The sequence below is a fragment of the Candidatus Nitrospira nitrificans genome (genome assembly GCF_001458775.1).
Lineage (GTDB): Bacteria > Nitrospirota > Nitrospiria > Nitrospirales > Nitrospiraceae > Nitrospira_D > Nitrospira_D nitrificans.
The window spans coordinates 1-22,382 of the sequence record NZ_CZPZ01000015.1 but is presented as its reverse complement, the minus strand read 5'-3'; the positions used below and the strand labels follow the sequence as shown (position 1 = coordinate 22,382).

Annotated in this window: 25 protein-coding genes; 5 read left to right on the top strand and 20 right to left on the bottom strand. The window is 56.3% G+C overall.

Annotated features, from left to right (window positions below; all coding sequences use genetic code 11):
* Positions 1–254 precede the first annotated feature (254 nt).
* The gene (locus COMA2_RS11175) at positions 255–1,109 is read left to right on the top strand and encodes a carbonic anhydrase (RefSeq protein ID WP_217490714.1); all 855 of its coding nucleotides are present in this window, start codon (positions 255–257) and stop codon (positions 1,107–1,109) included.
* A 324-nt stretch (positions 1,110–1,433) separates the two neighbouring features.
* Here the strand turns inward: COMA2_RS11175 and COMA2_RS11170 are convergent, their stop codons facing one another.
* The gene (locus COMA2_RS11170; RefSeq protein WP_090897877.1) at positions 1,434–2,195 is read right to left on the bottom strand and encodes a DUF2490 domain-containing protein; all 762 of its coding nucleotides are present in this window, start codon (positions 2,193–2,195) and stop codon (positions 1,434–1,436) included.
* A 255-nt stretch (positions 2,196–2,450) separates the two neighbouring features.
* Here COMA2_RS11170 and arfB point away from each other — a divergent pair, with 255 nt between their 5' ends.
* Positions 2,451–2,861: an alternative ribosome rescue aminoacyl-tRNA hydrolase ArfB gene (arfB, locus tag COMA2_RS11165; RefSeq protein ID WP_090897874.1), complete on the top strand. Its 411-nt coding sequence runs from the start codon at positions 2,451–2,453 to the stop codon at positions 2,859–2,861.
* Between the two features lie 8 nt (positions 2,862–2,869).
* Here the strand turns inward: arfB and COMA2_RS21100 are convergent, their stop codons facing one another.
* From COMA2_RS21100 to COMA2_RS11150, 3 genes are all read right to left on the bottom strand, one after another.
* Complete coding sequence (locus COMA2_RS21100; RefSeq protein WP_090897871.1) at positions 2,870–3,097, bottom strand: helix-turn-helix domain-containing protein; 228 nt, start codon at positions 3,095–3,097, stop codon at positions 2,870–2,872.
* A gap of 182 nt (positions 3,098–3,279) precedes the next feature.
* Complete coding sequence (locus COMA2_RS11155) at positions 3,280–3,882, bottom strand: tetratricopeptide repeat protein (RefSeq protein WP_139077286.1); 603 nt, start codon at positions 3,880–3,882, stop codon at positions 3,280–3,282.
* A 219-nt stretch (positions 3,883–4,101) separates the two neighbouring features.
* Positions 4,102–4,893: an enoyl-ACP reductase FabI gene (locus COMA2_RS11150; protein WP_090897866.1), complete on the bottom strand. Its 792-nt coding sequence runs from the start codon at positions 4,891–4,893 to the stop codon at positions 4,102–4,104.
* A gap of 433 nt (positions 4,894–5,326) precedes the next feature.
* On the opposite strand from COMA2_RS11150, the gene COMA2_RS11145 reads away from it, so the two are divergent.
* Entirely contained in the window at positions 5,327–5,560 is a 234-nt protein-coding gene (locus COMA2_RS11145) for a hypothetical protein (protein ID WP_245630972.1), read from the top strand.
* Positions 5,561–5,703: 143 nt separating this feature from the next.
* Here COMA2_RS11145 and COMA2_RS11140 read toward each other — a convergent pair whose 3' ends face one another.
* The 8 genes from COMA2_RS11140 to COMA2_RS11105 all read right to left on the bottom strand — a co-directional run bounded on the left by COMA2_RS11140 (position 5,704) and on the right by COMA2_RS11105 (position 13,043).
* The gene (locus COMA2_RS11140) at positions 5,704–6,225 is read right to left on the bottom strand and encodes an NUDIX domain-containing protein (protein WP_090897863.1); all 522 of its coding nucleotides are present in this window, start codon (positions 6,223–6,225) and stop codon (positions 5,704–5,706) included.
* Positions 6,226–6,293: 68 nt separating this feature from the next.
* The gene (gcvT, locus tag COMA2_RS11135) at positions 6,294–7,397 is read right to left on the bottom strand and encodes a glycine cleavage system aminomethyltransferase GcvT (RefSeq protein WP_090897860.1); all 1,104 of its coding nucleotides are present in this window, start codon (positions 7,395–7,397) and stop codon (positions 6,294–6,296) included.
* Positions 7,398–7,488: 91 nt separating this feature from the next.
* Positions 7,489–7,845 carry an FKBP-type peptidyl-prolyl cis-trans isomerase gene (locus COMA2_RS11130; RefSeq protein ID WP_090897951.1) on the bottom strand — a complete coding sequence of 119 codons (357 nt, stop codon included), beginning with the start codon at positions 7,843–7,845 and terminating at the stop codon, positions 7,489–7,491.
* A gap of 134 nt (positions 7,846–7,979) precedes the next feature.
* Positions 7,980–9,149 carry an FIST signal transduction protein gene (locus COMA2_RS11125; RefSeq protein WP_090897857.1) on the bottom strand — a complete coding sequence of 390 codons (1,170 nt, stop codon included), beginning with the start codon at positions 9,147–9,149 and terminating at the stop codon, positions 7,980–7,982.
* A 78-nt stretch (positions 9,150–9,227) separates the two neighbouring features.
* Entirely contained in the window at positions 9,228–9,455 is a 228-nt protein-coding gene (locus COMA2_RS11120) for a hypothetical protein (protein WP_090897854.1), read from the bottom strand.
* A 120-nt stretch (positions 9,456–9,575) separates the two neighbouring features.
* Positions 9,576–10,805, bottom strand: coding sequence for a DmpA family aminopeptidase (locus COMA2_RS11115; RefSeq protein WP_090897850.1), 1,230 nt, complete (start codon positions 10,803–10,805; stop codon positions 9,576–9,578).
* Complete coding sequence (locus tag COMA2_RS11110; RefSeq protein ID WP_175304543.1) at positions 10,795–12,192, bottom strand: MBL fold metallo-hydrolase RNA specificity domain-containing protein; 1,398 nt, start codon at positions 12,190–12,192, stop codon at positions 10,795–10,797. The genes COMA2_RS11115 and COMA2_RS11110 overlap by 11 nt, the downstream gene beginning before the upstream one ends.
* Complete coding sequence (locus COMA2_RS11105; RefSeq protein WP_090897844.1) at positions 12,189–13,043, bottom strand: LOG family protein; 855 nt, start codon at positions 13,041–13,043, stop codon at positions 12,189–12,191. The genes COMA2_RS11110 and COMA2_RS11105 overlap by 4 nt, the downstream gene beginning before the upstream one ends.
* 132 nt (positions 13,044–13,175) lie before the next feature.
* On the opposite strand from COMA2_RS11105, the gene COMA2_RS20185 reads away from it, so the two are divergent.
* Positions 13,176–13,520, top strand: a complete 345-nt coding sequence (locus COMA2_RS20185; RefSeq protein ID WP_175304542.1) for a hypothetical protein — start codon at positions 13,176–13,178, stop codon at positions 13,518–13,520.
* 98 nt (positions 13,521–13,618) lie between these two features.
* Here COMA2_RS20185 and COMA2_RS11095 read toward each other — a convergent pair whose 3' ends face one another.
* The 4 genes from COMA2_RS11095 to COMA2_RS11080 are packed head-to-tail and all read right to left on the bottom strand — an operon-like array spanning position 13,619 to position 15,558.
* Positions 13,619–14,044 (bottom strand): hypothetical protein, encoded by a 426-nt coding sequence (locus tag COMA2_RS11095; protein WP_090897841.1) that lies wholly within the window; start codon positions 14,042–14,044, stop codon positions 13,619–13,621.
* Position 14,045: 1 nt separating this feature from the next.
* A complete protein-coding gene (locus COMA2_RS11090) occupies positions 14,046–14,432 on the bottom strand; it encodes a hypothetical protein (RefSeq protein WP_090897838.1) in 387 nt (128 codons plus the stop codon).
* Positions 14,433–14,445: 13 nt separating this feature from the next.
* Positions 14,446–14,946, bottom strand: a complete 501-nt coding sequence (locus tag COMA2_RS11085) for a GNAT family N-acetyltransferase (RefSeq protein WP_090897835.1) — start codon at positions 14,944–14,946, stop codon at positions 14,446–14,448.
* Positions 14,947–14,949: 3 nt separating this feature from the next.
* Positions 14,950–15,558, bottom strand: a complete 609-nt coding sequence (locus COMA2_RS11080; RefSeq protein ID WP_090897832.1) for a DUF502 domain-containing protein — start codon at positions 15,556–15,558, stop codon at positions 14,950–14,952.
* A 133-nt stretch (positions 15,559–15,691) separates the two neighbouring features.
* Here COMA2_RS11080 and COMA2_RS11075 point away from each other — a divergent pair, with 133 nt between their 5' ends.
* The gene (locus COMA2_RS11075; RefSeq protein ID WP_139077284.1) at positions 15,692–15,952 is read left to right on the top strand and encodes a Trm112 family protein; all 261 of its coding nucleotides are present in this window, start codon (positions 15,692–15,694) and stop codon (positions 15,950–15,952) included.
* 863 nt (positions 15,953–16,815) lie between these two features.
* Here COMA2_RS11075 and COMA2_RS11070 read toward each other — a convergent pair.
* The 4 genes from COMA2_RS11070 to COMA2_RS11055 form a co-directional block, all read right to left on the bottom strand.
* On the bottom strand, positions 16,816–17,184 hold the full coding sequence (locus COMA2_RS11070) for a hypothetical protein (RefSeq protein ID WP_090897827.1): 369 nt from the start codon (positions 17,182–17,184) through the stop codon (positions 16,816–16,818).
* A gap of 81 nt (positions 17,185–17,265) precedes the next feature.
* Positions 17,266–17,595, bottom strand: coding sequence for a hypothetical protein (locus COMA2_RS11065; RefSeq protein ID WP_090897824.1), 330 nt, complete (start codon positions 17,593–17,595; stop codon positions 17,266–17,268).
* A 355-nt stretch (positions 17,596–17,950) separates the two neighbouring features.
* Positions 17,951–19,240, bottom strand: a complete 1,290-nt coding sequence (locus COMA2_RS11060; protein WP_090895909.1) for a 4Fe-4S dicluster domain-containing protein — start codon at positions 19,238–19,240, stop codon at positions 17,951–17,953.
* A gap of 106 nt (positions 19,241–19,346) precedes the next feature.
* A partial coding sequence (locus tag COMA2_RS11055) for a molybdopterin-dependent oxidoreductase (protein ID WP_090897821.1) occupies positions 19,347–22,382 on the bottom strand: 3,036 nt, incomplete at its 5' end.

Below are 22,382 nucleotides of genomic sequence, written 5' to 3'. Positions count from 1 at the left end.
AACAGCCATGCCACGAAAGTCCTGATCTTCTATTCCTGAATTAGTTCGTATACCGATCTTTATACGATTTACCCAGGCGAATCCTACAGGTAAACTATTGAGAAATGGATCGACGCGAACCTATAATTGCGCCCCGGGTAGCAACAGTTTCACTTCAAGATTGGTTGTCGACAGATGACTCAGTGGTCAATCCGCATAGAAGGGGGAGGAATGTCATGAAGGGATCAATGGTTGCCGTATCGAGTCACTCGAGTATGATGAGGATTTCGATCAGAAGCCTGCTGATCATGCTGACGTTGACGCTGCCGGTCGCATGCGTGCATGCGGGAGAAACAGGGCATAGCACATGGGGATATGATGGTCCTCATGGACCGCTTCATTGGAGCGAGCTTGGGCCCGAGTTCTCCATCTGTGAAAAAGGCATGGCCCAATCACCGATCGATTTGTTGCGCGCTCATAAGACGACGCTCGACGACATTCAGTTTTCTTATCGAGATGCTCCTTTTCATGTGGTGAATAATGGACATACATTACAAGAAGTCGAGCCGCTTTCAGAAACGGTCAAATCCCGTTATCCCAAACACGGACAGACGGTCCTCCATTTTGATAAGGACAGCACCATCGTGTTCGACGAGGACCTCTACTTACTTGAACAGTTCCATTTCCATGTTCCGAGTGAGCACACGATAGATCAGAAGCATTACCCGATGGAACTGCATCTGGTGCATCACAACGAGCGTCATGAGGTGGCGGTGGTTGCCGTCTTTATGGAAGAAGGCAAACACAATCAGTTTTTCGAAACCTTCTTGGAGCATGCGCCCACCAAGGTGGGAGAAGTCAATGACGACCATAATCACACCGTCAATCCGATGAACCTCTTGCCTGAGCGGAAATCCTACTATCGCTACTCCGGTTCCTTTACCACGCCGCCCTGTTCCGAAGGTGTTATTTGGGCGGTTATGCAAGACCCCATCGAGGTCTCCGCTGAACAGATCAAAAAGTTTCGCGCTCTCGTGAAACACGACAATGCGCGACCGACGCAACCTTTGCATAAACGCTTCGTGCTGGAGACGAATCTCCCAACTACAACGACCGCGACGAAAAAATAAGTATGTCGTCGCACGAAGGCTATGTTACGGACATCCATCTCGATCCTGCATGGAAGATCTCGACAGATTCACAGAGCATGTTACCGTCTATAGGGATTCGCCGGTCTTTTCCTCTCTGATCACTTCACCAGCTTTACGGGTTGGTCCCGTAAAGCTGGTGCATGTCACCCAATTACGCGCAAGAACAGACATCGGCTTGAATATTTGGCGGTCAGGATGCCCTGCCTGATCGTTCTCGGATCGGCCCGCAGTTGCCGACAACTTCTTTTCCGGGCCTAGTGTGGTCTTGAGGATCGAGGAAATAGTGCATTGCGCCTCAAGAGATTACAGATTGATGTAAAACTGGAATAAGATGACATGGTTCATCTGGTTCGCAAGGTCGGGAATCGACCGGCTGTTGAGGAGCTGATTTTGGTAACCGAAGTCCATATTGAAATATTTTGAAAACGTGCGATTGATGCCGAGAAAGAATCGATTTTGATCAAAACCCGCCTCGGGCCCGCGCGTGCCGACCGTGTTGAGGTTGACAAAGATTTCGTCGTAGGTCGCGAGCGCCCATTCAGGAGCAAACGGCAACGGGTACACCCCCCGCAGCATCAGACGGAACCTCAGAGCAGTACCGTCGGCATGTTCGATCCAACGTTCCTCAAGGCGGAAGCGGCTGAGAATCCTGAAGGATTCGAATTTGCTCGCATAGTTGATCTGTTGATAGATCCGGCTTTCTTCGAAGAAGGAAGACTGCGGTGGGGTATGCGGCTGATTAAAGTTGCCGACCCACGCGTAGCCTTGCCAAATGGAGAGATTATCCGTCAGTTGATAGCCAAGCGCCGGACGGAGCAGCAGTTGATCGATATGGCCGGCATCGTCTAGATCCGCGAAGCGGGTGTTGACTTCCATGTAGGCAAGAAAGGATGAGGGCAGCTTCACCGTGAGGAAAACCGGTGCCCAGAGGCGAAAGTCCTGGTTGAATGTCGAGGTGGATTGAGCAAAGGTTTCTCCTCCGATCAGAAGACTCCAGGCGATGGTCACGATTGCGATCCGTCGTCCCCACTTGCGCATTCGTTTATTGGCCGTTGCACGCTGCATGATTCCTCCTCAAGCGGGCGCATGTCCGACACTCGAGAAAACCCCGCACGTTGTTCCCGAGGCAAGGGCGAGCCTTCTCCGCAATCCTCACCTCACCATGGGTTCTTGTCGGGCTGAGGTCGGCAGGTCCTTGCTTCGTCTTGGGCCAATTTTGTACCTCTTCCCGCACAAGAAACGCCAGCTAAAAATTTTGTGACTCCCACCAGTGGGTGCCGGAGATTGCCACCTGTCACGAGATTGTGCTAGCTACTCATCATGCTGCGTGTTTCATCGTCTATCGCTGTCCCGGATCACGAGATCGACATACACGCCATACGGTCGCAAGGCGCCGGCGGGCAAAACGTCAACAAGGTCTCGACCGCCATACATCTACGGTTCGATATTCGTGCCTCTTCCCTGCCGCCATTCTATAAAGAGGAACTGCTGAAGCTTCAAGATCACCGCATTTCCGCCGACGGCGTGATTACCATCAAAGCGCAACAACACAGAACCCAGGAGCGTAACCGCGAGGATGCCTTGGATCGACTGCGCCTGTTGATTCAGAGCGTGGCGATCCTGCGCAAGAAGCGAAGGCCGACCAAGCCGACGAAGGGTTCGCAGAATCGGCGGATTGAGGGAAAGAAACGGCAGGGACGTCTCAAGGCATTGCGAAGAACTCTTGACTAGCAAGTAGATTAGGCCGCGGCACCGGTCTCTCGGCCAAGAGCTTGTGCGATGTCTCGCGGTCTTGCGCCGAGAATCACGAGGCCGCGTATCAGCAAATCAATCGAAACAGTCCGGTCTGCTGCCTCCATCTTTTCCACGCGAGATTGGCTCGATCGAAGTCGCTTTGCGAGGGCCAGCTGAGAAAGCCCACGAGCCTCACGACGAGCCCGCAATGATCGGCTCAAATTTACCTTCATTTCGACGAGTGCGATCTCCTCCGGACTCAGTCAATCATGACATGCATGCAGGCGTGAGATTTCGGAGTGTTCACGATCGACGAATTGCGTCGAAGAAGCGGCGAGGACCCGTGAAGACGTTGCGGAGAACACTCGATGGGTCTTGCTCCGGACGCGATCAAGACCGATGTGGCGGCAGAAGATTAGAATTGAGCTTTGTAGCCGGCTTTAGCGGCATTGGCCTGGAGCTGCTCGAGTACCGCTCGCGCTTCGGGGATAAAGTCGGCCCGGTCGTGTTGTTGAGCGAGGACGAGGGCATCTGTCGCCAGCGTGACGGCTTCCTGATGTCGGCCATGCTCGCACCGCACTTTGGCAAGAGATAGTCGAGCATTGACGGCTTTCGGCGCCTTGTTCACAACATGTTCTAAGAGCGCCTCCCCTTTCTCGGCATCGCCCCCCAAGAGGCTCGGCAGCTTCACCAACAAGGTCCCTTTCGCCGAGAGCGCGTCGATATGGGCTGGATTGATCTCGAGAGCCCGGTCGAGTTCGTGCATCATGCGGCGAAGTCCGAAGAGCGAGGTGAGGGATTCTCCGTCGATGCGGAGCAGCTCTCCCAGGTTGCAAAACAGCGCAAAGTGGGCATCGGCATTCCCTTCATCGGCCGCGACCGCCCGTTCGCCTAAACTCTGTCCTTGTTGAAAATGCGCCTGCCGCTTCTCACGCTCAGTCGCGAGTCTTCCTTTGGCGCACTCTTCAAGCGCCTGTTTCGCAAGGGACGGGTGCGCGTCTTGTGCCGACGCTGACATCGTAACGAGAGAAACGCCACTCGAGACGATGCCTACCAGAAGAAATGACGTTATCCGCATGATGAGCTGCGCTGTTACCGGAGATTGCCTTTCGATCGACCCGTCGTCCTAATTCTACCACCGTCACGCGAGATGCGACTGATCGTCACCATCCCCCTTTGCACGGCTGATTCTCTTCGGTATATGCACCATTCGTCAACATCCCTACAAAACGTGCGCTCAGGAACCAACCTGTTCATCGGGAGCCATCATGCCCAGAATGTTGAATCCGCCATCAACGTAAATCACTTCCCCGGTAATGCCCCGCCCCAAGGAGCTGACCAGGAACAAGGCCGTGTCGCCGACCTCACCCTGTTCGGTCGGACGACGGAGCGGCGCAAACTCCTTATGGAGATCGACCATCTTCGTGATCCCGGAGACGCCACGGGCGGCGAGGGTCTTGATCGGCCCGGCAGAGATCGCATTCACCCGGACATTCAGACGGCCGAGATCATAGGCCAAATAGCGGACCGTGGCCTCCAGCGCGGCTTTGGCGACACCCATCACGTTATAATGAGGCACAACGCGTTCGCTTCCCAGATAGGTGAGTGTGATGATGGAGCCCCCGGCGGTCATCAACGGCAAGGCGGCCCTGGTGACGGCCACGAGCGAATAGGCGCTGATGTCGAGCGCCATTGCAAACCCTTGCCGACTGGTATTCACGAATTGTCCGCTCAGCTCTTCTCGAGGCGCGAACGCCAGGGAGTGGACGAGGAAATCGATCTGACCGACTTCCTTTTGAACCTGCTGCATGAGCGACGTAATCTCTCCGTCGTTGCTCACATCGCAGGGAAACGCCTTCGAGCCGGGCAAGGTGGCGGCCAACTCCTCCACGTTTTGCTTCAGCCGTTCGTTTTGATAATTGAAGAGGAGCTGAGCTCCTTGACCGGCAACCGATTGGGCGATGGCCCAGGCGATGCTGTGCTTATTGGCCACGCCGATCACGAGTCCTTTTTTACCAGTGAGTAACATCGGCACAGTTCTCCTTTGTTGAAGATCGACGGGAGTGGTCAGCGCATGGCACGTTGACCGGAATTCCCATTCCCAGATACCTGGCTTTCGCGCACCCTACAAATAGAGCTCGGGTCAGAAAAAGCGTTCCAGCCTAGGGGACGGAAGATAGCACGATTCTGTCTTGCTGTGAAATACGACAGGTTCGCAGGAGTCCGGCAAACCATCGTGAGGCGGTTTAGTTGAGGCTGACTCCATTCTGCCCCAAGAATTCACCCCAAAAAACCTTCTGCCAACCGCGCGTAGAGGACCGTGGCACTGCACGAAGACTTCATGATTCCTCAACGTTATAGAGCCGGGAGGCGGAAAAGGAAAGCATGGCACCAAGCTTGCTCACCTATTTCGATAGGTGCCCAATAGTCGGTACACAAACCAGCAAACAAGGAGGATATCCATGATGAAGAGCATGTTAATGGCAGTAATGGCAGTGGCGGTGGCGGTAACCTTCAGCGCGCCCGCGTTCGCCGGAGACAAGAAGGAAGAGAAGAAGGGCGGCCATGTGGTGATGGCTGAAGAGAAGAAGAAGGATGGCAAGGCCGACGAGACTTTCGGCGATAAGAAAGAAGAGAAGAAAGGTGGCCATGCGGACACCTTTGGCGATAAGAAGGACGAGAAGGGCGGAAAATAAGACTCCGTCTGGTGAGGTTGGAACTTTAGGGGCACTTCCACATCGTGTGGAGGTGCCCCCAAATTATTGTACGGAGTCGTTACCGCGGATACTCTCAGACAGGCCTGACCGACTTCCTCAACTTCCGTCGGCACACTACCTGGTCAGCGACGAGTCGAGTTCGACATGATATGGACGGCTTGTAATCCCACGATCGTTTTCCCATCTCGGATTGTGCCGTCCTGAATTCTTGTGATCGCTTGTTCCAGCGACATTTCGACGATCTCAAGCACTTCGTCGTGATCCAACTGCTGACGCCCTTGTGTCAGACCGGTGGCCTTGTAGACATGAATCACCTCGTCCGCAAACCCCGGAGCCGTGAAGATACTCGAGAGCAACTCAAACGAGGCCGCGCGATAGCCGATCTCTTCCTCCAGTTCGCGTGCCGCGCAATGCAACGGATCTTCGCCCGGAGATAATTTTCCTGCAGGAATCTCGTAAATGAACCCCCCGGCCGCGTGCCGGAACTGCCGGATTAAGACCACGGTCCCATCATCTTTGATCGGCACGACCGCGGCCGCCCCCGGATGACGGATGGTTTCGAGGTCCACCGTCACACCGTTCGGTAATTGCACGGTGTCGACGTTCAGTGTGACAACCTTCCCTGTGTAAATATTGCGAACCATTCGAGATTCTCCTCGGCTGAGCACTGTGCAGGTTGAACCGGGAGCGACCCCTCCGACTAGGGCGTCACTTACTTCGAGGGACGTTTATAGAACGCCGGCTTCACCACCTTCGCCGGAACCGCTTTTCCACGAATGTCGATGAAGAGGTCCGTTCCCGGCTCGGCATACTCGGCAGCAACGTACCCCAAGCCAATTCCCTTCTGGAGAAGCGGGGAAAGATTGCCGCTGGTGACTGCTCCGATGGGAGTCTGGGGTGAGGATACAGAGAGAATCGTGAACCCGTGGCGGGGGACACTTTTTTCCAGCAATTCAAAGCCGATGAAGCGCCTGGACGGGCCTGCTTGCTTTTGAGCCAGCAGGACAGGTTTTCCGATAAAGTCCCCTTTCTCGAACCGCACGGCCCATTCCGCTCCGGCCTCGATCGGCGTCGTTCGCTCATCGATATCGTTGCCATAGAGCAAATACCCCATCTCTAGGCGCAAGAGATCTCGCGCACCCAGACCAGCCGGCTTCAATCCGAACGGCTTGCCTGCGTGCAGGAGCTTGTCCCAGACTGGGTCGGCCGGCCCATACACATAGAACTCATAGCCGAACTCCCCGGTATAACCCGTTCGCGCCACCAGACACTCCACATCCGCCACTTGCACCATCGTGGATTCTCTGAGCTTGAGCTGCTCCAGTTGTGAGAACCCGAGCGACGCGACGATCGCCCGCGCAGCCTGGCCCTGCAAGGCGATTTGCGCGATCTCCGCCGAACGGTCGGAAATTTGACAATCAGGAAACGCCTGACCGTGCTCCGTCAGCCAGGATACGATCTTGGCTCGATTCGACGCATTGACGCAGAGAAGAAATACTCCGGCCTTCGCCAATCGATAGACGAATATGTCGTCCTTGATGCCGCCCTGCTCGTTGCAGACCATCGAGTACTGCGCCTGCATGGGCCGCAGCGCCGCCAGATCATTCGTCGTCATGCGTTGAAGCAGTGCTTCGGCCCCGGAGCCGGCGAGGACAAGTCGGCCCATATGGCTGACATCGAAGAGACCGGCCTTGCTGCGGACGGTGTGATATTCATCCACCACGCCGCTGTACTGGATGGGCATTTCCCATCCCGCGAAGTCGACGAGCTTGGCGCCGGCCGCCCGATGGCACGCGTGCAGCGGAGTCTGTTTCATAATGATCAGTCGAACGTCGGACAACCCGTCACGTCAGAGAATTCGAAGACCCGGACTTGATGACGTTCTGACCCGATAGACCTGATGACGTTCAATGGACTCCGAGGAGCTCGACGTCGAAAATCAGCGTGGCGTTCGGTGGGATCACTCCGCCGGCACCGCGCGAGCCGTACCCCAAATCGGAGGAGATCGTGAGTTTCCGCTTGCCTCCCACTTTCATGCCCTGGACCCCTTCATCCCACCCCTTGATGACACGCCCGGCGCCGAGGGGAAACGAGAAGGGCTGTCCACGATCGACGGAGCTATCGAATTTTTTCCCGTTCTCCAGCCACCCGGTATAATGGACGTTCACCGTCTTGCCGGCGACCGCCACCTCTCCGGTGCCGACTACCTGATCCACATATTTGAGCCCGGAGGGCGTTGTGACTTCCTGATTGCTCTCAGCCATGGAACCTCCTACTCCCAATGAGAATATCAGCATCAGCATCACGACGAGCGATGAAAAGAACCATGATTTCATAAGATCTCCTCCCTCACACTGTATGGCATGGTCAGGATGGTTGGGTCAACCAGGACTGGGACTTACCGGTCCCGTTCGGCAAAGAGCGCCAGACTGGCCGTGTACCCGTGCAAGAAGTTGCGGTTGCCAATAGGGCCGATCTCGCCTTGCGCAAAGAACCCCGCGATCGGAATCGGTCCCAGCTGTTGCGTGGTCGCAGCCGCATCATGGTTCGGCCGTCCAAAGAGCCCCAGACCACGGCCGCAACAGCTGAACATGAGTGCGCCGAGGACAGGATGCCGATGACCGGCTCGGTCGGTCGCCAACAGGGCGTTCAAATCTTCCGTGGCTGAGTCCGCATCGCGAAGATGGAACTGCACCGTCTGCCCCTCTTGCACCACATCACCGATCGCGACGGCGCCGGTGGCGCGGTCGGCCCCGAGCAGATTGCGAATGAGAAAATCTCCGCGTTCGAACCGGTTCCGATGTTCATCGATCACGATCCCGAGGTGAAGCGCCCGATTGGCGCGTAACCGGTCTTCCTCCGACAGGGATTCGAAGACCGCCTGCAACCGCTCCAACGCCGGCGCGCCCCCGAGTTCATGTAGCAGATTGCGCTCCGCCTTCGTCACGACGAATCGCTCGCCGATCAGGCGGCAGCCTTGAGAAATGACTGGGCGAATTGCCACCGCTCCCGAAAGCCGGACCCCCACAAGCCCGCCATCGAAGACCTGGTCGTTGAGCACCAGCCGGTTCATGCCGGCCTCCTGTCCGCCTCCGGCCAGTCCTCCGACCGCCTTCGCTCCAGGGTAACGCTCTTCCAACATCCCCAGGATGTCTTGAACAGGCGCGGTGAAGGGATCGGCGAGCAGGAGGAACGATGCGTCGTGAGTCCCAGGCTCAGGCCATCCCGAGAGGTGAAATTGATCCTGGGTCGGTGAAAACGACAATCGCAATGGGTGCAGATGGACGTCGGGAAGGGCCGCGGCCCAAACGGTCACCGCCGGGGCCGTTTCCACTTCTTCCGCGCCGGCAATGACCCCCTCTCCACTGCAGCCGATCAGGAGGTTCGGATGAAGCGTGCTTGTCAGCGCCTGCGCCAAGAGATCGGCCTCGGCCGCATGATGAGCGGAAAAGAAGACGCAGGCGAGGTCGACCGGCGCGGCACCCAGCTGCGCTCGAATATCTTCAGCTACGGCCTGAGCCGCAGATTCCGTCTCCGCCGTTTTCGAGAGAGCTACTGCAAATTGCACGATTGCGCCTCATGATGGGGACAGATTAGGTGAGTCCGATATGTGTGTGGATCGCACAACCTCGGAGCGAGCGGGGGATCAGACGCCTGGATCCATCCGCTGGGCTCGGGTCTGCGCGAGCTTCTTATAATAGCGCCACAGATAGGAATGATAATCGTCCACCTGCGCCAGGAGGTAATGCAATTCGGTCGGATCTTCCGTTTCCAGCGCGTGAATCATTCGTGCCTTGAGGAACTCGGCAAAGGCTTCTGTCTTTTGCACCGCTGTCAGCAGTTGGAGCCCGCCACCGATCTGATAATCGCCCATGCCATTCCTCCAGGGTACCATTCGCAGGATAACGAGGGAATCGCCACATTTGCAAGCTTGGTTCACCTTACAATGGGGCGCAGGATGCGACGGTCAACAAATGCTCAGAACCTCAGGTGATCAGTTTCCTCGCGAACCGGACAGAAGTGTGTGGAGGCGCATGAGGTCGATGGCCTCGACCCGCCGGCCGTCTCGACCCGTCATCGTGGAAGCCATGGTGAGGGCGTTCAGAATGGCTTCTTCGGTGGCCTCGACCGTGGCGGTGATGAGCGGGTTCAGGTGGGTATCGGCCAGATGGGTCAGCTGGTAGATTGGCTCTTTCGGATAATGCGGAATGACGTTGGCGGTGGAAAAAGCGAGCATGAAGTCACCGCTGCTGTGGCGGGCAGTGGAACCGGTGCGGGCCAGGCCGAGCGCCGCGCGTTTGGCCAAGCGCGTGAGCTGGCGGCTGTCGAGCGGCGCATCGGTGGCGATGACGACGATGATGGACCCTTCGCTTTGGCCTGGCGAGAGCGCCTCAGACATCTGTCGTGATGGTTCGTAGAGTCTTCCCACCGGTACGCCCGCGATGACCAATTCCGGTCGACGGCCATGATTCGCATTGACGAGGACTCCGATGGTGTAGCCGCCTTCCTTCTCCGAGAGCTTTCGTGATGCGGTGCCGATGCCGCCCTTGAATCCATAGGAGATCATGCCCGTGCCGGCTCCAACGGTGCCTTCCTTCACCGGGCCGCTGCTCGCGCCGTTGAGCGCCGCGATCACATCCGGTTCGGATACATGGCGGCCTTGGATGTCGTTCAATCGGCCGTCGTCGCACTCGGCCACGACGGGTGTGAGCGTGTCATCGGAGATACCGATCTCCGGATACCGCATGATCATCCAGCTCATGACGCCGTTCGCCACGCGGGGGATATTGAGCGTGTTCGTGAGGGCAATGGGATATTCGAGGAAGCCCGACTCCGCGACCCATGCGAGGCCGGTCATTTCGCCGGTGCCGTTCAGCACGAACGAGCCGGCGGGGACCTTCTTGTGCCAGACATCCTCGCGAGGAATCACAACGGTCACGCCTGTGCGGACGGGACCTTGGCCCGGCTTAAGCGGTCCCTCGCCTTGAATGAGGGTCGTGTGGCCGACTTTCACACCGGCTACGTCGGTAATCGCATTCAGAGGGCCGGGCTGAGACTGTCCGATCACGATGCCAAGATCCCGTAGGCGTTGACGTTCTTGTGGTGATTCAGCCGTGGCAGGCGAGACGCACCCTGCGATCACGATGGTGAGGCACGACAGGGTGATCAGCCGAGCGATCCCTTGTCCTATCGCCTCGATAGAATGCCCGGCGCTAGACGTCATGCGTGCTGCCCTGATGCGGAATTCGCACATCGATCTTCGGATGTTCTGCTTGGATCGCCGCGCCCAAGGAGAGGGCCTGTTTCTCTTCACCATGCACGATGAAGACGGTGCTGGGCTGCGGAGTGATCGCTCGCACGTAGGCCAACAAATCATTGCGATCGGCATGGGCCGACAGACCGTTGAACTTGACGATTTGGGCCCGGCGCTTCGTCGGCACGCCGAAGATCGGGACCACATCCCAACCCTCGACCAGTTTGCGCCCAAGTGTATGTTCCGCTTGAAAGCCGACAAACACGATGATGTTCGCCTCGTCCAGAATCGCATGTTTGAGATGGTGAATGACCCGGCCGCCCTCGCACATCCCCGACGAGGAAATGATGACACAGGGCCCCCGCATGGCATTGAGCCGCTTGCTGTCTTCCTGCGACGACACGAAGTGGATGTAGCGCGAGGCGAAGACATCGCCCCCGGATGAGAAGGTCTTCATGGTCTCTTCGTCATAACATTCCGGGTGGCGCTTGAACACCTCCGTGGCCTTATCAGCCAGCGGTGAGTCGATATAGATGGGAATGGGGTCCACGCGACCCTCACCGACCAGTTCCTTGATCCGCATCACCAGCTCTTGGGTGCGACCCACGGCAAAGGCCGGCACGATGATCTTGCTCTTGTGTTGCCGCGCGTGGGCAATCAGGTCCTGGGCCTTCTTTTTCGTTTCCTCGCCGGCCTGTTCGTGCAAGCGATCGCCGTAGGTGGATTCCAGAATCAGGATATCGCAGGCCGGTGGCGGTTCGGGATCACGCAGGATCGGCATGTGGGACCGACCCAGATCGCCGCTGAACAAGACGGTGGTGCTATTGCCCCGTGCCGAATACTTGACGCGAATAGCCGCCGATCCCAAGATATGACCGGCGTCATGAAACGACGCCATCACGCGCGGCGCGAGCTTCAGTTGAGCTCCGTATCGTTCGCCTTCAAATGTCCTGACAATTTTCCGAACATCGTTGCCGTCATACAACGGCTGAATACAAGTTCTCCCGCGCCGCTTCTCTTGTTTGTTGACGTAGCGGCAGTCGTTTTCCTGCACACGGGCGGAATCTTCGAGCATGATGCCGGCCAAATCAGCCGTGGCTCTGGTGAGATAGACTTTTCCTGAAAATCCCTGTCGAGGAAGCACCGGAAGTGCTCCGGAATGATCGATGTGCGCATGGGAGAGCAGCACCGCCCCCAGCGACTTGGGTTCAAACCCGAAGTCTCGGTTCCGCCTGAATGCCTCCTCCCGGCGGCCCTGAAACATTCCGCAATCCAACAGCATGCGGAACCCCGGCACCTCTAACATATGTCGACTCCCGGTGACCGAACGGGCGGCGCCGTGGAATGAGAGTTTCATATGGCGTGTGCTCCATTGTGGCGTGAGATGAGATCCCAGATTTCCTGAGCTGTCTCGGCATAGTGAAACAGTTGCAGGTCCTGCTGTGTGATCAGGCCGCATTCGACCAGCAGTTGCCAGTTGATCAGACGTCCCCAAAAGTCCCGTCCTACCAGAACGACGACCACGCTCTCAGTTTTCCCGGTCTGGAGCAAGGTGAGCGTTTCGAACAACTCATCGAGTGTGCCGAACCCTCCGGGAAACGCGACCAGCGCCTTCGCTCGGATGAGGAAATGCATTTTCCTGATGGCGAAATAGCGAAACTGAAAGCTCAGCTTGGGTGTGATGTAGGGGTTCGGGTATTGTTCGTGCGGCAGGGTAATGTTGAGCCCGATGGATTTGGCGTTCACATCCGCCGCGCCACGATTGGCCGCTTCCATGATGCCGGGCCCTCCGCCGGTCACGATGACATAGTCGCAATGGCCGTCGATCTGGCAGGTCGACGAAACCAACCGGCTGAATTCTCGGGCGATCTCATAATACTTGGCGAGTTCGAGCTGCCGCTTGGCAATGGCGACTTTCTGCCGGCACGCGGGATCATTCGGCCTGTGGGCGGCTTCCGCTTCGATTTGGTGCAGCGCTTGTTGTGCCACAGTGGGCTCATGCAGTCTGGCACTTCCGAAGACCACGATGGTTGAGTGTATGCGTTCCTCGCGCTGAATCAGCTCCGGCTTCAGGAGTTCGAGTCCGATGCGAATCGGCCGAAGCTCATCGCGCTGGAGAAACTCCGTATCTTTATCGGCGGGAATATAGGAGGAGGATGTGATATCGGGCTGTGACGGCACCGCTTGATCGGAAGATGGTCGCTCCACGGTCCGCCATTATAGCTGCGGTCGAGGACAGCGGCAATTCATTATGGAGGGGATGTGGCTAGCACATCATCTGTTCGCTTTTTGTAGCACATGAAGTGTCCGGTTTAGGGTGCGCCCTCAAGGAGGGACACCATGACGCGGGCACGGATCCTACAGGAGGTGGCGGCGACTGAAGCGGGCACGGCCTTCGTCCCGTGGATTGGGACTGATCTCGCCGATGTGCTCTGTGTCCAGGAAGAGCGCGTCGTCCCCAACGACAATACCGTGGAAGTCACCGTGCGGGTCTATGAATACCCCGATGGCCCGTTGGCCGTCTTCCATGGCCCACGGTGCTTGGCGCGGTATCAGTCGGATGGGTGGGTGATCGAACCGGACAAGGCTCAGCCAGGTCGTCGTGGCTCGCCCCATGGATCGGACGCCCGACCGATCATTGCTCCTAAGTCAATTGTGCGCGAAAACATTTCAGCGCGCAGCTGACATGATTTGAGAGGACATACCGGACAGATCATGTGCTCCATACACCGGACAATTTAACTTGCTATCTACAGGTATTATGGAGGGGATCGTTTGTGTTGTTAAAAGGGATAGGGATGGAACGGAGGTCTGATGAGACTGCGTTGAAAACCTTGCTGCACAACAATCCAGTCAGGATTACAGAACACTTGGAACTCATCGACCCCAAGTCCGGTCCGTGAAAAGATCAAATCCGGATCCACGGGTGTCCAGGGTTTCGCCAACCATCCGAAGTTGACACGTGAATATTTCAGGTCGAGGAACCGGTATGTCGCGACAACCCCTGAGTCAGCATCCGTGAGGGTATCCGGTGTGCCGAGCTTGGTGATGACCTCGGTCAATGTGGTCTTTCCCGGGACGATGAATGCGACGTTCTCCGGCGTGAGCGTCGTATTGAGGGTCACACGAACCACATTACAACCCATGAATGACAGACACACCACCACCGCCACGAGTGAGGGAAGGGTCTTTTTCACCACGCGCTTCACGTCACTCCCCGAATGGCCAAAATCGAAAACCCAAACTATCGGTGCGTTTCGATGAAATGACGTCTTCAACGATCCCGTCACGATTCATGATGATAAATACGTCATCGCTCTTGACTGAAAGGCGCGTGAAATTGAGGAGGATCAGGAGTAGGCTTCCCGCCTTTGCATCGTAGCGATAATAGTGGAAAACGTCCCGTCCGTTGAGTTGCAGCAACCGATCCGGCGCGCCCAGCAGGTTGACCACTTCCGTTTTCGTCGTCGTACCTTTCTGAATAGTCGCGACGATCTCGGTTTTGACGTCATCGCCGAGCGTCCCTCGACTGAAGGCACATCCTTGAAGCAACAACGCGGCGATAACGAAGCCATGCAAACAGCGACCGACTTTCATGTGAACTCCTTGTCTATTTCTGGGCGGCCCCATGCCCCAGGACGAAATCTTGCTCGAATACCGTGTATACGGACGGAGTGAGTCCCACACGCTGGTACACGGTTTGAGCCCTGCGATTCTCCCGTTCCACATACAACCTAATCCCGCAGACCCCTGGATCGGCTTTCGCCTTGGCCAGGACATGCGTGTACATGGCCCGAAACACCCCTCTGCCTCGCCGATCCGGTTCGACGTAGACACTCTGGATCCACCAAAAGACCCCGTTCCGCCAGTCGCTCCATTCATAGGTCAGCATAAGCTGACCGACCAGCTTGCATCTTGTGTCTTCTGGAAGTTCCGCCACGACATACGATCCATACCCGGGACTTTCTAAGAATGCGAGAATGCCCTGACGCAGTGTTGGTAGGTGGAGCCGGCGATTCTCGGTTTCGAGTGCCATGGCTCTATTGAATCCGATGATGGTCTCCGCGTCATCCTTGGTCGCTGGTCTGATGTGGATGCTCTCAAGCGTCATAGATCATGTGGAACGTGAGGGCGAGGCGTCGAGCCAACCGTTTGGGGGACGATAGAATCCGGCTGAAAACTCCATTTTCATCGCATCTTCGACAGGAAGATTGATCGACCGCAGCGCATGTTCCGGGATAAAGGCCAGGAAACCGGTAAAGGGGTGAATCGCGGTGGGAACGAAGACCATGAACAGGGTGTGGGAAGGCTCGACTTGAACGGATGGAGGCGCCGTCCCCATCACAAATCCCAATGCCCAACAGCCGTCGCGCGGAAACGGAAAGGCAACGACCTTGCTGCGCCCGAAGCGCGAGCGAAAATTCAGGACATCCGTCATGCCTTTCAACGTGAGATAGATGCTCTGGATGAGTGGGATCTGCTCAATCCTGTGCTCGAGCTTGGCCAACCAGTCTCGACCGACCATATGTTCACCGATGATGCCGGCTAGAATGAGCAGAAGCACCAAGAGGAACAGGCCGAGTCCAGGGAGGGGATCCAACATGTATCGACCGATCAAGCTGTCAAGCGTCGTAAAGAGCGTCGTGAGAATTAAGAACGTAGTCCAGGCCGGGACCAGAATAATGAGGCCCGCCATGCATGTTTTCGAGAAGGCTTTGATCATAGCGACACACCCTTGAGGATGCCTGTTCAGTCTAGCAGATCTGATAGAGGATGAGGAGTGCGTTCTGACGGCTTGCGCTTGAGATGCCTATCGATTATTCTACCGGTTGTTACACATCGGGAGATCGATGGTCATGAGTATTGATAAAGAGCTCTTGGCAATCCTTTGTTGCCCTGAGACGAAACAGACGGTGAGTCTGGCGGAAGAGTCTCTCATCCAGAAACTCAATGCCGCGGTGGCCCGAGGCGAATTGAAGAATGTGGGAAAACGTCCAGTGTCCGGCGAGCTCGACGGTGGTTTGATTCGCGCCGATCGGGCGATCCTCTACCCCATCCGTGACCATATTCCAGTGATGCTGATTGAAGAAGGCATTCCGCTCGAGCAACTTCATTGATCCAGCTGTTCCCGTACCTTTTTGGTCATGCATTTCTGTGACGGACCGGCGATTGTCCTAGCAAAGCCGCAAAGCTTAGGCTCTCTTTCATGATGCCCTGTGATATGACCGTCGTTGGGTCTCGCCTTTTTGGACGATACGGCTTTTCTCAGTCAGAATTCATGGGTTGTGATTGACCTCTGATCAAGAACTCAGTTGCTTATGCAAGAAGAGTGATTCGCAAGCGTCTCGGATGCTACGGCCGTGACTGGAGAAGGTGTGAAGAGGCTAGGGGGCGACAATCTGAGGGGGGTTCGCTGGATGGTCCGTCTTCGATCCCGTCGAGGTTCCACAATGGATGCAGAGATACTCATACAGATTTCCCGTTGGCAGCACCAGGAGAAGTCGCTCTCTTGTCGGAGTGGCCGCACGGCATCGCGGACAGAACAGGAGAGAAGCATTGAGTGAGCCGAATTGGTCTTGTGGAGCGTTTGTGGAAGGGCGTTGCCGTCTTTGGGGAGGTCCGGCAACCCCAGGAATCCATTGCTTGCCTGGTCTGCGCGTGGGTGGAAACATGAATTTATCTTAGTGAGAAGTGGAAGTCTTGGTCAAGACTTAATCAGTTTTAGCATGAGTCAGACCAATGATGCGTCCACATAGCAATTGGTATGGCCGAAGGTTGATCCAACTGTCGTCACACCTTGAGAAGGCATTATGGGGTCAAGGTCGCTTTAAGAAGTGCGCTTGCCCTGTCCGGGCACGATACCCTAAGCTGGTGGCTGGTGATCGATTCCGTTTTCCCTGGGATTGACTGGAGAAGGCGGGGCCGTGCCTCTTCTGAGCCAAAGAGAGACAGCCGCCCCGTTTATATGAAAGGATCTGGGTCAGACGGTGGTTTTGGCGGACTCGATCTCAGTGGCTGTAATGAGGCTTGATAGATAATCTGCAACGAAATTGAGGGCTTCCTCCCTCCCATCAGCCCGTCGTCCCTTTTCTCTTCGCTGAACGGAAAGTTCATGTTCCAAATCGGATTTGACTTCCCCAAGGATGCGCTGGAGAGAAGAAGGCGTCAGGTTCGTGTCCATGTCCTCTAGTTCCTGACAGCGGTCGAGAACCCAATTGAGGCCTTCAATACGTCCGGCGTAATGCTCCTGCTCAGCGGTATCGATCCTTGCCATCGCGGTGGCAAAGGTCTGTGCTTCGTAAATCAAATTGTAAAAACTGGTGACGGCCCTTTGTAACGATGGATTCATAATACTCCTTCTCCTTTGAATGAGACGTAATTATACATCAGTTTGGAGTGCCGACAAGGAGTATTTTTTGTCGTGGTCTTTTTATGTGAATAGGAGCGAATGAAACTCGTTCATGAAACCATAGTAGAGAGACGCAAAATCCTTTAAGCAATCCGGGCTGGTTTCCTTGAGCCGTTTGAAGAAAAAAACCTGTGTGCGTGGATCGAGCTGCTCCAAAAGTTGGCTCAACTGAGCCATGGAATAACTGCCAGATGGAACGCTGAGAATATAATGGACAAGGCGCTCGACGAATTGTTGAGCGACATATTCACTATTCAGATAGCCATCTGGGAGTTTACCTGAGGCGAGAAACTCATCAAATGGAATGGCTTGGGCAGCAAATGGAACTGCTTGCTGCTGATGTGATGTCACGCCGGGAGTACTCCCTAATACAATAGCAAGGACACCATGGGAAAACTGTACTGGACATGGCCTGTCTCGTCAAGCGCACAGAAGAAGCAGTACTGCTGAGCCAGAAGACCGATACAGAGGGATAGTTGGCTCTAGCTGATTTAAGATCCGTAGGTATATTGAAAGGCTGGGAATTGGCGACGAGTTTGACTTGAGGGTATTCGTTTTTGGGGAAATATCGCTATACGTAGCTCTTCAAAAATGTGATCCGAAAGCGTGTGATCCGACCACTAAGAATTTAGGCTCCTGAAAAACATGGGGGCGGAGCCTCTTCGAAGGGACCCCGCCCCCATTTATACACAAGACCTGCGTTAGATTATAACCAGGTGACCCGTTCAGCCGGCCGGATGTAGATCGGCTCTTCGACCTGAATCCGGGCCACTTCCTTGCCCGACTTATTGAAGCCCAAGACGGTGTCGTTGTACATTTCGAACCGCTTCCCGTGGATCTGCGTTTCAAAGACTTTGGGCCCCGGGATGACATCGTAGCGGAACACAATCTGCTGACTGGCCCGCCAGAGCTGCAGCACGGCCAACAGTTCGCGACTGGGGACCAAGTATTTCTCAATGGCATTGTCCACGCCGGGCCCGAACATCTGCCGGGCATAGCCCCGCGGGGAATGCCGGGGGGGGATGTAGAAGCCATTGGGCTCGGTGCCCCATTGCGGGTACAGCGGCAAGGCGACTTGCTCTACCCGAATGGCGTAGTACAGCGGATGCCACCGATCTTCCGCCCACAAGCCGTCCTCGCCGATCCGCATCAAGCTCTGCATGCGAATCTTGCCGACACAGGCGGCCATACAGCGCGTCTCCATCGGCTCGCCGCCGGTCAGCGGATCCTTGCCCTCGATCCGGGGATAACAGGCGATACACTTCTCGCTCACCCGCGTCGTCCCGCGATACATCGGCTTCTTATAGGGACACTGCTCGACGCACTTCTTGTAGCCCCGGCACCGGTTCTGATCGATGAGGACGATGCCGTCCTCCGGCCGCTTGTAAATGGCCTTGCGGGGGCAGGCCGCCAAGCACCCCGGATAGGTGCAGTGATTGCAAATCCGCTGGAGATAGAAGAAGAAGGTCTCGTGCTCCGGCAAGCTGCTCCCGGTCATTTTCCACGGCTCATCCCGCGAGAAGCCGGTCTTGTCGATGCCTTCGACCAACGCTCGCATCGAGGTGGCCGTGTCTTCGTAGATGTTGACGAACCGCCACTCCTGGTCCGTCGGAATGTAGCCGATGGCGGCCTGGCCCACTTTGGCCCCGGCATCAAAAATGGTCATCCCTTCAAAGACGCCGTAGGGCGCATGGTGTTTCCGCCCCACCCGAACGTTCCAGACTTGCCCCCCCGGATTCACCTGCTCGATCAACTGCGTGATCTTGACGTCGTAGAACTGGGGATACCCGCCATAGGGCTTGGTTTCCACGTTGTTCCACCACATGTATTCCTGCCCTTTGGAAAAGAGCCAGGTCGACTTATCCGCCATGCTGCAGGTCTGACAGGCTAAACAGCGATTGATGTTGAAGACAAAGGCAAACTGCCACTTCGGATGCCGTTCCTCGTAGGGATACAACATCTTGCGGCCCAGCTGCCAATTATAGACTTCCGGCATCGTGTGCTCCTTTCAGTCGCAACCGTTATTCGTTACGCGTGAATCGTGAACCGTTGGAGACCCACTCCTGCGCTTCACGGTTCACGCCTCACGGTTCACGTCTTCCTCAGACTTTAATCTTGATATGTTCGCCCTTGAGCCACTTGATCATGAACTCGTTTTCTTGCCCCGGCGTGAACCCCGTCCGGACCGGTTCCCACGGCCCACGGGCCCCGATGCCGCCGTCTTCCGCCTTGGTGATCCGGATGAGACATTCCTTCGGCACCGTATTGACCGCGTGGTGATCGATTTCAAACCCCCACTTAAACTTCAGCCCGTTTGCAGATTTACCGGGGAGCGAGTCGGTTTGATGCATCGGCATCAGCCAGCTGCGCGTAAAGGACTGCTGCGCGCCATACCGGAAGTTCGACTGATACCCGGTGTCGATCGCGATCGCGCGCCCATCCGGCCGGGTTTCATGGCCCTTGACGGACTTCGCGGTCGACACATAGGGCGCATGCTTGGCCATCGTGACGTGGTACGGATAGGCCGGATTGTACTTCGCGCGAATCATCAACCGCGCGACCTTGTAGTAGGGATCGCTGGGTTTCCACCCGCGGTAAGGCCGGTCCACCGGATTCCCGTCGATGTAGACATAGTCCCCGTCGTTGATCCCACGATCTTTGGCCGCTTGAGGATTGATATGCACCTGATGTTCGCCGACCCCCGGCGTTCGCTTGTCCATCCGGTACGGATCGCCGAAGTTGGACTCGTAAATCTGCACCCAGTCGTTCACCGACCACTGACTGTGCACGCGATGGCGCGTTTTCGGGGTCACGCAGTAGAACTGGTACCCCTTCTCCCACAAGGGATTGCTGTGGCGTTTGATTTCCTGCCACGCAAGCTTGATGTTCCTAATCATTTTGTCGTCGTGATGTTGGGCCGCAATCGGAATGCCATAGTCGTCCGGCCGAACGTAGGGGTTCGTCGTGAAGATCGCGTTCGGCAAGTAGGGCGTCGCCTCCGGACCTTCCCGATGGGAGATAAAGTTTTCGCCGTACTCGATGGCTTCCGGTTCGATACGATAGCTCTCGATGCGCCCTGATCTGGTCCACATCGGCTTCGACTCGTTGGTCTCCTCCCAGAGTGGATGTCGCGGATAGGTCCTGACCATCACCATCCAGCCCTTTTCCGACTTCAAGAGCACATCGGCACTGTAGCCGTAAAACGTGCTGGATGCGTCAAGGAGGCGTTGTGCATACACGTCCACGCGATTCTCATAGACAAAGTGGAAGACGTCTCTCATTCGTTTCTCGCCCGTGATCTCGGCGAGTTTTGCCGCCACCCCCGCAAACGTATCTGCATCGTTCCGCGTGTCGTACAGCGGCCTGATCCCACCCTTCCAAATCTGCACCCACGGATTCGACACGGTGGCCGTCATTTCCGGATAGGTGAATTCCATCCAGGAGTTCACGGCAAAGGCGATGTCGGCGTGGTTGACGTCGGACGTCATTTCGATGTCCTGGGTGATGAGACATTCGATGTTGGGGTCGACGTTCCGCACCATATCGTAATGGTGCTTGGCGTTGTTCAACAGGTTGACGTTGACGACCCAACGGAACTTGCTCGGCGTCGGCATGTGGGTCTTGCCGGTGAAGACCTTGCGTCCATACTTCGGCGTATTGACAATCAACGCGGTATCCCCGTGATTCCAGTACGCAGGCTCTTCGCCGTAATAGTAGTTCCTGTACTTGATTTCTTTCCCATGGGCATTGGCGTCCAAATTGATGTGCCAGGGATCTTCCGATAAGTGTACGCCGCCACCGACGCCAGACCAGGGCGTCGCATTCCAAATTCCCACCTTGTAATTGCCGGACCAGGTATGGCAACCGGAGCCGAACTTGCCGATATTGCCGGTCAAGGTCAGGACAAGGGCAGCCGCCCGCCCGTTCGCCGTCATATGGAAATAGTGACAGACTCCTTCGCCGTTGTGGATCGCGGCTGGTTTAATGGTGCCCGAGTCGCGCGCCCAGCGGACCAGGAGATCCTTGGGAGAGCGGGTGATCTGATGCGTGGTATCGAGATCGTAGTCTTGGAGGTGGATCAGGTACAGCTGGTAGATGGGCAGCGCGTCGATTTCGCGTCCGTTCAGCAGCTTGACTCGATAGGTACCCGTCAAGGCCGGCTCAATCCCGCTCTTATCGAAATGCCAGCCGACCTGCTCACGATGAAGCGGGACGGCCTGCTTCTTGGCCATGTCCCACACCATGAAACCGCCTAGCCGTTCGATGTATTCCGGCTTCAACGCTTGGATCCGGCCGGAATAACTGTGTGAGAAATCAGGGAATTTATAATCCTGGATCACATCCCGTGGGTCCAGATACTGGAGAGTATCCGTGCGGACCAACAGGGGCATATCCGTGAACTGCTTGAGATAGTCGATGTCCTGCATGTTCTCATCGAGAATGATTTTGCAGGCCCCGAGGAACAACGCCCCGTCCGATTGCGGGCGAAGGGGAATCCAGTAGTCGGCTCGCTGGGCCGTCGGATTGTACTCCGGAGTGATCACCGCGATGCGCGCGCCGCGCTCGATCGATTCGAGCTTCCAGTGCGCTTCCGGCATCTTGTTCTCGACGAAATTCTTGCCCCAGCTCGTGTTGAACTTCGTGAAGCGCATATCGCTCAAGTCAACGTCGCAGTTTTGCGTGCCGTTCCAAAACGGCTGTGAGGGATCTTGGTCCCCATGCCAGGTGTAATTGTTCCAATACCGACCGCCTTGCGCTTGGTCCGGCCCGACCTTGCGTATCCATGTATCCAGCAACGGCAGGACGCTGTTGTTGAAACGGGTGTTGGAGTGTTTGCCGATGAACCCGAGAATGGGCATGCCTGCCCGGTGCTTGAAGCAGCGCACTCCAGCGCCCTTCATCATTTCAATCATCTCCGGCGCATAACCCTGCTCGCGAAGGCGTCGCGCGCCGGCCTCGCCACTATACCGCGTGGCAATCACAATCATGGCCTTGGCGGCATAGGTAAAGGCCGTATCCCAGGAAACGCGAAGCATATCGTCTAAAAAACGACTGTCAAACTTATATTTGCGCTTGGCTTCGGGGGTTAACTCCGGGGATCCGTCGTCGGCCCATTGTTTCCACCCCTTCCGCATCAA

Bases quoted from the DNA above. Each gene is read 5' to 3' on its own strand.
- COMA2_RS11175 (WP_217490714.1), top strand. From the start codon at position 255: ATGATGAGGATTTCGATCAGAAGCCTGCTGATCATGCTGACGTTGACG.
- COMA2_RS11170 (WP_090897877.1), bottom strand. From the start codon at position 2,195: ATGCAGCGTGCAACGGCCAATAAACGAATGCGCAAGTGGGGACGACGG.
- arfB (WP_090897874.1), top strand. From the start codon at position 2,451: ATGCTGCGTGTTTCATCGTCTATCGCTGTCCCGGATCACGAGATCGAC.
- COMA2_RS21100 (WP_090897871.1), bottom strand. From the start codon at position 3,097: ATGAAGGTAAATTTGAGCCGATCATTGCGGGCTCGTCGTGAGGCTCGT.
- COMA2_RS11155 (WP_139077286.1), bottom strand. From the start codon at position 3,882: ATGTCAGCGTCGGCACAAGACGCGCACCCGTCCCTTGCGAAACAGGCG.
- COMA2_RS11150 (WP_090897866.1), bottom strand. From the start codon at position 4,893: ATGTTACTCACTGGTAAAAAAGGACTCGTGATCGGCGTGGCCAATAAG.
- COMA2_RS11145 (WP_245630972.1), top strand. From the start codon at position 5,327: ATGATGAAGAGCATGTTAATGGCAGTAATGGCAGTGGCGGTGGCGGTA.
- COMA2_RS11140 (WP_090897863.1), bottom strand. From the start codon at position 6,225: ATGGTTCGCAATATTTACACAGGGAAGGTTGTCACACTGAACGTCGAC.
- gcvT (WP_090897860.1), bottom strand. From the start codon at position 7,397: ATGAAACAGACTCCGCTGCACGCGTGCCATCGGGCGGCCGGCGCCAAG.
- COMA2_RS11130 (WP_090897951.1), bottom strand. From the start codon at position 7,845: ATGGCTGAGAGCAATCAGGAAGTCACAACGCCCTCCGGGCTCAAATAT.
- COMA2_RS11120 (WP_090897854.1), bottom strand. From the start codon at position 9,455: ATGGGCGATTATCAGATCGGTGGCGGGCTCCAACTGCTGACAGCGGTG.
- COMA2_RS11115 (WP_090897850.1), bottom strand. From the start codon at position 10,805: ATGACGTCTAGCGCCGGGCATTCTATCGAGGCGATAGGACAAGGGATC.
- COMA2_RS11110 (WP_175304543.1), bottom strand. From the start codon at position 12,192: ATGAAACTCTCATTCCACGGCGCCGCCCGTTCGGTCACCGGGAGTCGA.
- COMA2_RS20185 (WP_175304542.1), top strand. From the start codon at position 13,176: ATGACGCGGGCACGGATCCTACAGGAGGTGGCGGCGACTGAAGCGGGC.
- COMA2_RS11090 (WP_090897838.1), bottom strand. From the start codon at position 14,432: ATGAAAGTCGGTCGCTGTTTGCATGGCTTCGTTATCGCCGCGTTGTTG.
- COMA2_RS11085 (WP_090897835.1), bottom strand. From the start codon at position 14,946: ATGACGCTTGAGAGCATCCACATCAGACCAGCGACCAAGGATGACGCG.
- COMA2_RS11080 (WP_090897832.1), bottom strand. From the start codon at position 15,558: ATGATCAAAGCCTTCTCGAAAACATGCATGGCGGGCCTCATTATTCTG.
- COMA2_RS11075 (WP_139077284.1), top strand. From the start codon at position 15,692: ATGAGTATTGATAAAGAGCTCTTGGCAATCCTTTGTTGCCCTGAGACG.
- COMA2_RS11070 (WP_090897827.1), bottom strand. From the start codon at position 17,184: ATGAATCCATCGTTACAAAGGGCCGTCACCAGTTTTTACAATTTGATT.
- COMA2_RS11060 (WP_090895909.1), bottom strand. From the start codon at position 19,240: ATGCCGGAAGTCTATAATTGGCAGCTGGGCCGCAAGATGTTGTATCCC.